Annotated in this window: 12 protein-coding genes (1 of these 12 running past the window's edge); 2 read left to right on the top strand and 10 right to left on the bottom strand. The window is 44.1% G+C overall.

Annotated elements, in window-relative coordinates; genetic code table 11:
* On the top strand, window positions 1–655 hold the 3' portion of the coding sequence (gene pdaB, locus P8596_RS00930) for a polysaccharide deacetylase family sporulation protein PdaB (protein WP_229597130.1). 95 nt of this gene lie to the left of the window's left edge; only the last 655 of its 750 coding nucleotides appear in the window; its start codon lies off the left edge, out of view; the stop codon is at window positions 653–655.
* Window positions 656–702: 47 nt separating this feature from the next.
* Here pdaB and P8596_RS00925 read toward each other — a convergent pair whose 3' ends face one another.
* Window positions 703–1,338, bottom strand: coding sequence for a KinB-signaling pathway activation protein (locus P8596_RS00925; protein ID WP_079534950.1), 636 nt, complete (start codon window positions 1,336–1,338; stop codon window positions 703–705).
* A gap of 149 nt (window positions 1,339–1,487) precedes the next feature.
* On the opposite strand from P8596_RS00925, the gene gerD reads away from it, so the two are divergent.
* Window positions 1,488–2,126, top strand: coding sequence for a spore germination lipoprotein GerD (gene gerD / locus P8596_RS00920; RefSeq protein ID WP_061811215.1), 639 nt, complete (start codon window positions 1,488–1,490; stop codon window positions 2,124–2,126).
* A gap of 78 nt (window positions 2,127–2,204) precedes the next feature.
* Here gerD and P8596_RS00915 read toward each other — a convergent pair whose 3' ends face one another.
* From P8596_RS00915 to P8596_RS00875, 9 genes are all read right to left on the bottom strand, one after another.
* Window positions 2,205–3,254: a P-loop NTPase gene (locus tag P8596_RS00915; RefSeq protein WP_279725504.1), complete on the bottom strand. Its 1,050-nt coding sequence runs from the start codon at window positions 3,252–3,254 to the stop codon at window positions 2,205–2,207.
* Window positions 3,255–3,378: 124 nt separating this feature from the next.
* Complete coding sequence (gene cwlD / locus P8596_RS00910; protein ID WP_229597127.1) at window positions 3,379–4,107, bottom strand: N-acetylmuramoyl-L-alanine amidase CwlD; 729 nt, start codon at window positions 4,105–4,107, stop codon at window positions 3,379–3,381.
* 91 nt (window positions 4,108–4,198) lie between these two features.
* Window positions 4,199–4,645: a DUF2521 family protein gene (locus tag P8596_RS00905; protein ID WP_034765931.1), complete on the bottom strand. Its 447-nt coding sequence runs from the start codon at window positions 4,643–4,645 to the stop codon at window positions 4,199–4,201.
* 235 nt (window positions 4,646–4,880) lie between these two features.
* Complete coding sequence (gene rpsI, locus P8596_RS00900; protein ID WP_034765933.1) at window positions 4,881–5,273, bottom strand: 30S ribosomal protein S9; 393 nt, start codon at window positions 5,271–5,273, stop codon at window positions 4,881–4,883.
* A gap of 22 nt (window positions 5,274–5,295) precedes the next feature.
* Window positions 5,296–5,733 (bottom strand): 50S ribosomal protein L13, encoded by a 438-nt coding sequence (gene rplM, locus P8596_RS00895; protein WP_034765935.1) that lies wholly within the window; start codon window positions 5,731–5,733, stop codon window positions 5,296–5,298.
* Window positions 5,734–5,915: 182 nt separating this feature from the next.
* Window positions 5,916–6,668, bottom strand: a complete 753-nt coding sequence (gene truA / locus P8596_RS00890) for a tRNA pseudouridine(38-40) synthase TruA (protein WP_279725502.1) — start codon at window positions 6,666–6,668, stop codon at window positions 5,916–5,918.
* Between the two features lie 14 nt (window positions 6,669–6,682).
* On the bottom strand, window positions 6,683–7,480 hold the full coding sequence (locus P8596_RS00885) for an energy-coupling factor transporter transmembrane component T family protein (RefSeq protein WP_224522349.1): 798 nt from the start codon (window positions 7,478–7,480) through the stop codon (window positions 6,683–6,685).
* On the bottom strand, window positions 7,477–8,346 hold the full coding sequence (locus P8596_RS00880; protein WP_224522350.1) for an energy-coupling factor ABC transporter ATP-binding protein: 870 nt from the start codon (window positions 8,344–8,346) through the stop codon (window positions 7,477–7,479). Before P8596_RS00880 ends, P8596_RS00885 begins: the two co-directional genes overlap by 4 nt.
* Entirely contained in the window at window positions 8,322–9,158 is an 837-nt protein-coding gene (locus P8596_RS00875) for an energy-coupling factor ABC transporter ATP-binding protein (protein WP_279725501.1), read from the bottom strand. The genes P8596_RS00880 and P8596_RS00875 overlap by 25 nt, the downstream gene beginning before the upstream one ends.
* Between the last annotated feature and the right edge of the window lie 272 nt (window positions 9,159–9,430).

Here is a 9,430-nt window from a genome sequence, read left to right as displayed (position 1 = left end):
TAACCTCTCGACACTTTCGGTTTTCAGTACGAAGGATGGTCCGAAGGCGATTTACAAAGGGGAAAAGGGAGTGGCGATCACCTTCAACATTGGTTGGGGAGATGAAAAGGCAAAGCCGATCCTTGAAGAATTGAAGAAAATGAATGTGACATCCGCTACCTTCTTTCTTTCCGGAGCCTGGGCCGAGCGGCATCCCGATTTAGTGGAACAAATCGTTAAACAGGGGTATGAGATCGGAAATCTCGGCTATGCCTATTCCGACTATACGGAGATGGAACCGAACAAGATAAAGCAGGACATTATGAAGGCGGATGAAGTCTTTAAGAAATTGAATGTGAAAGATGTGAAATTATTACGCGTTCCCACGGGACATTTCGATAAAGCAACGTTGAAGGTCGCCGATTCCCTCGGCTTAACGGTCGTCCACTGGAGCGTGGACTCAAAGGATTGGACCAATCCGGGTGTGGAAGAAATCCTGAATAATGTTAGCAAAGCAAAAAAAGGGGACATTGTCCTGCTTCACGCGTCAGATTCAGCTAAACAGACGAAGGACGCCTTGCCGTCCATAGTGAAAGAGCTTAAAGGAAAAGGTACGTTCATTACGGTATCCGATATGATTTCAAACGGTGATGCCAAGTCATCGCTTATACAGTAATAAAAATCCCGCAAGGTGAACGTCGTTCACCTTGCGGGATTTTTTATTCAACCCTTAGCCGATTGCCTGTGTTCTCTTTCCGCCTGGGACTTCTCTATGTACTTAGGAAGGCGCAATAGTTGGAATGCGTTACATGCAAGAAGGGCGAGCAGCATAAGATACAGCCACTTCACGGAATTCACCAGTAATACTGGAAGCCATTCGAGTGTCGTCACGACGATCATAAAGAATAGGGCTGATACAAATGTGTTGGTTTTAGCTTCTGATTGTTGATTCTTGACGTAAGCCACGACAAGACCCACCACAAAGATCCCGATGCCGAGAAGGATATAAGGTGTATACGACTCCCCTTCTACAGCGAAAGCTCTGAACCGGAAGTAAATCAAATCAAACAGCACAAGGGCGATCAGCACCACTTGAACGGGGTTCCATAAGCTCTTGAACATCCCCATCCCGAATTGATGGATGGTTAAATAAGCGAAATAGCCCATTTGACTGATGACACTAAAAGTAAATCCTACAAATATGAACCAGAGTAAACTCGATAATATACCAATCACGTCACCGTCCTGAAAGTATGGCCCGAACTGATCCCATCTTATGATCAAGGCGGCGACACCTGTTATGGCTCCACCGATGACTAACGTATGAATAAATAAACGAATCCAATTGCGGATGGTCACTTCTATTTTCCTCCAAATAAAAAAATATACACTCACTTGATTGTACCAACGCATGTTTAAAAAAGCCAGGTTCCAATTTTACCTGTGCATATTTTTTTCGATATTTCTCATATTAAGGGTAAGGGAATTTGTATGGAAGGAGCCTACCCATGAAAAGATATTCCTTTCTTTTTCTATTGCCCCTTCTTCTTCTATCCGCTTGTGGCGGTGGCGGGGATACGGGCAGTGGCAAAATGGATTATGAAGAGACCAAGAAGATGGTTGTTGATATATTAAAGACGGATGATGGTAAAAAAGCCATCCAGCAAGTCATGTCTGATGAAAAAATGAAGTCAGAGCTTATTATGGATCAGGGTGTTGTGACTGATACGATATCCAAAACCCTCACATCCGAAAAGGGAACAGAATTCTGGAAGAAATCCTTTGAAGATCCTAAGTTTGCTGAAGCCATGGCAAAAAGCATGAAAGATGGCAATGAAAAATTGCTCAAAGACCTCATGAAGGATCCTGAGTACCAAGGAATGATGATGGACCTTTTAAAGGATCCGGAATTCAAGAAAGAGCTTACCGAGGTATTAAAGAGCCAGGAATACAAAGAGCATCTGCAAAAGGTGATTACAGAAACCTTCCAAAGTCCGTTATTCAAGGCGAAGCTGCAGGATGTTTTATTGAAGGCTGCAGGGGAAATCAAAGATGGCGGAAAAAGTGAAGGCAGCAGCAGTCAATCATCCGGCAGTGACCAGGGTGGTTCTGGAGACTCGGGTGGTACAGGCAGCGGAGGGCAATAGAGACCTTCCTCCTGTCAATGTAACAAACATAAAAAGGGACCAAATGCATATCTCGGCATTGGTCCCTTTTTTGCTTCTTTAAGACAGTTTTTCAATTACTTTGTGAGCGATCTCCCCATATATCTGACCGAGTCGGTGATCCTCTGCATAAATGGAAGGGGCGAAATCCGCTTCATCCCAGTCCGGCTGCTGGAGTGGAAGCTTGCCAAGTAAATCGGTACGGAGCTCTTCTGTAAGCTTCTCTCCACCGCCTTGGCCGAAGACGAATTCCTTTTCACCTGTCAGTTTACTTTCAAAGTAAGACATGTTTTCTACCACACCAAGGATGTCATGGTCTGTTTGAAGGGCCATGGCGCCTGCACGGGCTGCAACGAATGCTGCTGTCGGATGAGGTGTCGTCACGATGATTTCCTTACAATGTGGAAGCATCGTATGTAGATCAAGAGCAACGTCTCCTGTGCCAGGTGGAAGGTCCAGCAGTAAATAATCCAGTTCGCCCCACTCGACTTCAGAGAAGAAGTTATTCAGCATTTTACCAAGCATCGGCCCTCTCCAAATAACAGGGGCATTATCCTCTACGAAGAACCCCATGGAGATGACCTTCACGCCGAATCGTTCTACTGGAATAATTCTTTCCCCGCGTACGACCGGCCTTTTCACGATCCCCATCATATCGGGAACGCTAAATCCGTAAATATCGGCATCCACAAGACCGACCTTTTTGCCTTGTCGGGCAAGTGAGACGGCAAGGTTAACCGAAACCGTTGATTTTCCTACGCCGCCTTTTCCGCTGGCAATCGCAATGAAAGTCGTCTTACTTGCAGGGGATAACAGGTCCGTCCCTTCCCCACCTGCGCCTCTATGCTTTTCTAGCTCCTCTTCCGGCAGCTCGGTGAAACGGATCCCGACGGAGTCCGCTCCATTCTCCTTTAATGCTTGTACAATTTGCTGCTGGAATTGCATTTGCTCCCCGGTACCCGTTTTGGCGATGGCAATCTTCACACTGACATGGTTCTTTTCTTCTTTAACGGAGATGTCTACAACACCATTTGTTTCTTGTAAGGTTTTATTTAAAAAAGGATCTTTCAATCCAAATAAAAGTTCGCGTGTTTGTTGTTCCGATAACATGAATAACCACCCTTTTCTATGTATTCGTTTTCAATCATCTGTTTTCAGTATAACATATTCTCAGTTGAATGAATGCTCAAAAGGTTTTGAATGCTTTTGTCGAATAATAAAAAAAGCTGAGAGGTTATTCCTCGTCAGCTTTTTCTTTGTCTTCATTGTCCGCGGTCAGGTAGTTGAGTACCCCTTGGTAGACGGAGGCAGCAATCTTTTGCTGGTAATCCTCTTTAAGGAGGTTGGCACGTTCTCCAGGGTTGGAGAGGAAACCGATTTCCACGAGGGCACCTGATTTTTTAGCATGCTTCAGGATATAGACATTTTGCAGACCCTTTGCTTCCCGGGTCGTATTTTCCAGGTTCCGTGTCAGTTCTGCTTGGATTGCTTTGGCGAGTTCTTTATTTTCTTCAAACTTTGGATTGTAGAAAGTTTGTGCCCCACTCCATTTCGCAGATGGAATGGAGTTCAAGTGGACACTAAGAAACAGATCTGCTTGGGATTCATTGATCAAGCTCAGCCTTTTCTTTAGATCTTCCACTTTTCTTCGGCTGTATCCTCTCGTCCCTTCATCTGCAAGATCTTCATCCTTCTCACGCGTCAGGATCACGAGGGCCCCTTGTTCCTGAAGATAATCCCTTATCATCAGTGAGACATTCAATGCGATGTCCTTCTCAAGTGCATTCTGATCCCCGGCCCCGCCGTCCGGTCCACCATGTCCCGGATCTATATAGATGATCTTTCCTGATAAGGGAAGGTTCCAGGAATCCCATGTATCTTTGTCTAATATTTTATATTGAATGATGAATAATAAAATAGCCAGTGCAGAAATTATCCCGATAACCTTCAGTTTCTGAACCATTCCAGTCCTCCTATTTCAAGTCTTGGCGACGGAAGAAGCCCCGAGGCCTTTACTAAAAAATATGGGACAAGAATGGGTTTTAGAACTGAAATTAATGCAACCGTAATTTGTGACGCTTAATGCCTTTTTCGTATCCTTCTGACCACCATGTTTCCACAAAGTGCTCACAACAGAAATAAAAGGACTCATCTACTTCATTCGATACACCCATCTCGGACCAATAAAGCCAGAAATTATAAAGTGTATCAATAAAATGCTTCATTTCTTCCTCACAACGCTTTTTCACTAATGTGGTATCTTCACCTGAGTATCCGAATTTGCTGATTTTCCCTCCAAGGAGATAAGCTTCTATGGCAACATCAAAACATGCCTCATCAAATCCCTGCTGCATGAACACGCCGCCTTGAACCTTTATATATCCAAAATGCCGCCGGACACTCTCCTGCAGCATCTTAATTGAAATTTCTTTCAGTAACGTTCTTTCCGTCTTGATCTGCTTCTCTCTTCTCTTTGTATTGAAAGTTGTAATAACGTTCAAAAATCATTCACCCCTTTGAACGTATTTTCCTACTTAACCCACCACTTCATTCGAGTAACTGTTACCAATTTTCTTTGAGGGACGGACCTCCATATCGACCCTTCTGGGAGTTGTCATGTCCTGATATAAAGGGACTCTGCAGCTGAATGATATGCAAAATGGAGGTCCGTCCCTCCAACCCATATAAAAAAAGCCCAGCCGACAGAATCGGCTGAGCTTTTGTGTGAAATAATAATTAACGCTTAGAGAATTGTGGCGCGCGACGTGCACCTTTAAGACCGTATTTTTTACGCTCTTTCATACGAGAGTCACGAGTTAATAATCCAGCGCGTTTTAGAGTTCCACGGTATTCAGGGTCTGCTTGTAGTAAAGCACGAGCGATTCCGTGACGGATCGCACCAGCTTGACCAGCATAGCCTCCACCATTAACGTTAACTAAAACGTCATAGTTACCAAGAGTTTCAGTTGCAACTAGTGGTTGCTTAATTACTTCTCTTAGTGCTGCGAATGGGATATAAACTTCTACTTCACGATCATTGATAACAATGTTTCCGTTACCTGGTACTAAACGTACACGAGCTACTGAGCTCTTACGACGACCAGTTCCGTAATATTGAACTTGAGCCAAGATAATAACCTCCTCTTATTAATTATCCACGAAGTTCGTAAACTTCAGGTTGTTGTGCTTGATGTGGATGCTCTGCTCCAGCATATACATGTAATTTCTTGAACATTTGACGACCTAGAGAACCTTTTGGAAGCATACCTTTGATAGTAAGCTCAAGCATTTTCTCTGAGTAGTTTGTACGCATTTCTAATGCTGTACGTTGTTTTAAACCACCAGGGTGATTAGTGTGACGGTAGTAGATCTTGTCCGTTAACTTCTTCCCAGTAAGTTCAATTTTTGAAGCATTAAGAATGATTACATGATCACCAGTGTCAACATGTGGTGTGAATGTTGGTTTGTGTTTTCCGCGTAGAATTGAAGCAACTTCACTGGATAGACGTCCAAGAGTTTTACCTTCAGCATCTACAACGAACCATTTACGATCGATTTGGTTGGCTTTTGCCATATACGTTGTACGCATGATTTAACCTCCTATTTAATGAATCCGTAGTATTTATTTTCTAATCACAATAAGTTTCCGGGGCTTATCGTGGGGTTAATAACATACCATATGCTATATTATCTTGTTCCCAGTCTATTGTCAAGAGAATGTTACACCAGGATTAGTTGTTTTAATAATTTTTTATTAAATTCCATAACTTCTTATTTCTCATCAGATCCATAATCCACCTTCCACAAATACAATCCATGGGGCGGTGCGGTCTTTCCTGCCTTGTTTCGGTCCCGCGCTTCCAGTATTCCAGGTACCTCATCTACAGGAATATTCCCAGTGCCTACCTCTAACAAAGTACCGACCAATATCCTCACCATATTATATAGAAAACCGTTCCCCACAAAAGAAAAAATGATTTCTTCTTCATGTTCCTGAATGTCAATGCGGTGAATGGTTCTTACTTTGTCTTCGACTTCCGTTTTTGCTGAACAAAAACTTGTGAAGTCATGCTCCCCGATCAGGTGCCGGGCAGCACGCTCCATATCAGGTACGGAAAGCGTATGGGGATAGTGAAGGGCAAAATGCCGGTTGAACGGACTTCTTGCTTCACCTGTATAGATTCGGTAACGGTATTCTTTCTGCTCCACAGAAAACCGCGAGTGGAAGTCCGTTGAAACAAACACGGCTTCTTTCACGGTCACTTCATCCGGTAACCTTGTATTCAGTACGATCGCCCATTTCTCTTCCGGAATGGATAAAGGTGTGTCAAAATGAAAGACTTGACCGTTAGCATGGACACCTGCGTCGGTCCGGCCAGACCCGCTGATCCGGACCGAAACGCCTTTATGGATAGTGGACAGGATGCTTTCTATCAGTCCCTGGACGGTACGCTCTCTAGGTTGTACCTGATAACCATGAAAATATGTTCCATCATATGCGATGGTACACTTCACTCTCTGCATACATGACACTCCCATTATCCTCTGAAAATAATTAATACCGTTGTGAGGAGGGCAAGAACGATTAACGCTCCCGTATCCTTCTTATGCCAGGATAACAGGCGGTATTTAGTCCTGCCCTCCCCTCCTTGATACCCTCTTGCTTCCATGGCCGTTGCCAAGTCTTCGGCGCGTTTAAATGCACTGACGAAGAGAGGAATCAATAGAGGGATGATCGCTTTGATCCGATCTTTGATGGGACCTGATGAAAACTCTGCCCCCCTGGCAATCTGTGCCTTCATGATTTTATCCGTTTCCTCCATCAGCGTTGGTATGAACCGCAGGGAAATCGACATCATGAGTGCGAGTTCATGTACAGGGAATTTCACTTTCTTCAATGGATTCAGAAGCGTTTCAAGCCCGTCTGTTATCGTGATGGGTGAGGTCGTAAGCGTTAATAATGAAGTAACAAGGATTAGATAAAAGAATCGTAATGATATAAAGATCCCCTGTCTCAGCCCTTCCTCATGCACCGACAAGATACCCAGGTCCAAAATGACGGGACCTTCCTTTGTGAAAAACACATGTAAGAAAAATGTAAACAAAATCAGCCATAGAATGGGCTTCAGTCCTCCGATGATAAAACGGATGGAAAGGTTGGATAGTATGAGTGCGCTAAACGTAAAAAGACCGAGCAGTGCGTAAGTGACAGCATTATTGGCCAAAAAGACGACACCTATAAAACCAAAAATAAATAAAAGCTTTGCCCTCGGATCCATTTGGTGAAGAATGGATTTGGCCGGCACATAACGACCGAAGATCATTTTTTCCATCATAGTCCTTCACCTCCGTCCTGTATTGCACGGATGGCTGAAGCCAATTCATCTATTGTCAGACACGTCTTCGGAAGTTTCTTTCCGGTCTTTTTTTCAAACCGGTATTGAAAACGAACCACATCCGGTACGTCCAGCCCCATCTCGAACAGTTCGTCCGTCTGGGAGAAGATTTCAGCAGGGGTCCCTTTCCGTTTTAAACGACCCTTTTGCATGATGACGATCTCTTCTGCATAGTGAGCGGCGTCTTCCATGCTATGAGTGACGAGAATGGTGGTCAGCCCTTTTTCCTTATGAAGGGCATAGAACATGTCCATGATCTCCCTCTGCCCTCTTGGATCAAGTCCTGCTGTAGGCTCGTCCAGGACAATGACGTCTGGATCCATAGCCAATACACCAGCAATGGCAACCCGTCTCATTTGTCCACCTGAAAGATCGAATGGGGATTTCTGCAGTACATCGTGAGACAAACCAACCTTTAGAATCAAGTCTTTCGCTCTTTGTATCGCTTCTTCCTCGGATACACCAAAGTTCATCGGACCATAACAAATATCTTTAAGAACGGTTTCTTCAAACAGTTGATGTTCAGGAAATTGAAAGACAATCCCTACCTTCTGTCTAACAGGCTTTAAATTCTTTGCCTTTTCCTTTGCCTTGATCTGGTGCTCGCCTACTTGCACAAGCCCTTCAGTAGGCTTTAATAATCCATTGAGATGCTGCAACAGTGTAGACTTGCCTGAACCGGTATGACCGATCACCGCGAGAAACTGACCGGTTGGAATTGAAAGGTTGATATCTTGAAGGGCAAGTTTTTCGAATGGAGTGTTGAATGAATATCGGTATTCTACCTGTTGAAATGTGATCTGCATAATTCATCCACCAACTCTTCTTCTGTAAAGTATGTTTTAGACAGGGGAATCCCTGCTTCCTTCAGTGCCCCGGCAAGCTTGATCGTGAAAGGGGAATCCAATCCAAGCTTTATAAGCTCATCCTCTAATAGGAAAATTTCTTCCGGTATCCCTTCCTTAAAAACACTGCCTTGATTCAAGACAATCATACGATCTGCCTTCGTTGCTTCCTCCAGGTCATGGGTGATGGAGATCACCGTCAGGTTCTCTTTTTCTTTCAGTTTCCTGACTGTTTCAAGAACTTCCAGTCTTCCCTTAGGGTCTAGCATCGAAGTGGCTTCATCCAATATGATGATAGATGGCTGCAGTGCTACTACCCCTGCAATCGCCACACGCTGCTTTTGACCCCCTGATAAATGGTGCGGCTCTTGATCAAGAAAATCTTCCATATGGACACTTTTTAAAGCATCATTGACTCTCTGTACCATCGATTCATAAGGTACCCCATGGTTTTCTAACCCAAAAGCCACATCATCCTCTACTGTAGCACCAACAAATTGATTATCGGGATTCTGAAAAACCATACCCAGCTTTGAACGGATGTCCCAGATAGAACTTTCCTCAAGAGTGATCCCGTCCACCGTCACTAGTCCCTTCTCGGGGAAATGAAGCCCATTCAGCATCTTGGCAAGGGTGGATTTACCGGATCCGTTATGTCCGACGATCGCGAGCCACTCACCTTGATTGACCGTCAGGCTGATGCCTTTTAAGGCATACGTATTCTGATCAGGGTATCTGAAGTGCACATCGTCCACTTTAATGATTTCCTTCAATTCTGTAACCTCCTCTACGCTATCCTTACTCAGCTCTGCTAAAACCTTTGCATATAAAAAAAAGCCTGCACCCCGACCAAAGAAAAGAACATCTTTTCTTGTTCATCCATTGAACAGCTTCTATGAACATAGAAGTTGGAAGGGGTGCACGAGCTAGACGAGTCAGACAGCGCTGCTCATCGTAACGCTCTGCTTTTCATCACATGCACTTATACAAAAAGGGCAAAGAAGCAGTTAAGGATTAACTGTCCCGCCCTTAATGTTAGAAGTCA

It is taken from the genome of Rossellomorea sp. DA94, assembly GCF_029834455.1.
GTDB classification, from domain to species: domain Bacteria; phylum Bacillota; class Bacilli; order Bacillales; family Bacillaceae_B; genus Rossellomorea; species Rossellomorea vietnamensis.
Note: the sequence above shows the minus strand (reverse complement) of the source record. Positions and strands in the feature narration are given on the sequence as shown.

What these genes read in the sequence shown, in the direction of transcription:
- P8596_RS00880 (WP_224522350.1), bottom strand. Translation starts at nt 8,346, where the DNA reads ATGCAGATCACATTTCAACAGGTAGAATACCGATATTCATTCAACACT.
- P8596_RS00885 (WP_224522349.1), bottom strand. Translation starts at nt 7,480, where the DNA reads ATGATGGAAAAAATGATCTTCGGTCGTTATGTGCCGGCCAAATCCATT.
- P8596_RS00915 (WP_279725504.1), bottom strand. Translation starts at nt 3,254, where the DNA reads ATGTTATCGGAACAACAAACACGCGAACTTTTATTTGGATTGAAAGAT.
- gerD (WP_061811215.1), top strand. Translation starts at nt 1,488, where the DNA reads ATGAAAAGATATTCCTTTCTTTTTCTATTGCCCCTTCTTCTTCTATCC.
- truA (WP_279725502.1), bottom strand. Translation starts at nt 6,668, where the DNA reads ATGCAGAGAGTGAAGTGTACCATCGCATATGATGGAACATATTTTCAT.
- rplM (WP_034765935.1), bottom strand. Translation starts at nt 5,733, where the DNA reads ATGCGTACAACGTATATGGCAAAAGCCAACCAAATCGATCGTAAATGG.
- cwlD (WP_229597127.1), bottom strand. Translation starts at nt 4,107, where the DNA reads ATGGTTCAGAAACTGAAGGTTATCGGGATAATTTCTGCACTGGCTATT.